This window comes from Kineococcus auxinigenes (genome assembly GCF_050871525.1).
Taxonomy (GTDB): Bacteria; Actinomycetota; Actinomycetes; order Actinomycetales; family Kineococcaceae; genus Kineococcus.
Window position 1 is genome coordinate 1 of sequence record NZ_JBKBCT010000174.1, and the last position, 595, is coordinate 595.

1 pseudogene is annotated in these 595 nt (G+C 69.6%); it reads right to left on the reverse strand.

Features of this window, described 5'->3' with window-relative positions:
• Positions 1–74 precede the first annotated feature (74 nt).
• Positions 75–595: pseudogene (locus tag ACRYR9_RS19875) on the reverse strand (chloride channel protein); the annotation flags it as partial.

A 595-nucleotide genomic window follows, 5' to 3' on the forward strand; every position in this document is an offset into this window, starting at 1 on the left:
GGGCGCACCGGCCCACCGTGGCGGAGCGCCGCGCCGCGGCAACCCCCCCCGGAGCGCCCCGCCCCGGACTACCCGCACGCCACGGCCACCGGCAGCATGCTGCGCGGGCGCCATTCAAAGAGCAGCAGCTCCACCGCCAGCAGCAACGCGGCCACCGGCGTGCCGAACACCGCCGTCATGCCCGCCGTGGCACCCGCCACCAGCAGCGTCTTGCGCTCGGCGGCGGTCAGCTTGAAGAACTGCGCGAACAGCGAGCCGATTGCGCCGCCGGTCATGATGATCGGGCCTTCCGCACCGAACGGCCCGCCGCTGCCGATCACGATGCCCGACGACAGCGGCTTGAGTACCGCCACCTTGGGCGACATCTTGCTCTTGCCGAACAGGATGGCTTCAATGGCCTCGGGAATGCCGTGCCCGCGAATCTTCTCCGAGCCGAAGCGCGCCATCAGCCCGACGATCAGCCCGCCAATGACCGGCACCACGATCACCCACAGCCCCAGCGTGTTGGCTGCCGGCGAACGGTCTGCCAGCGACAGCGTCTGGAAGAAGAACAGGTTGGTGAAGAAGCGGATCAGGTTGAGCAGTGCCACCGCCG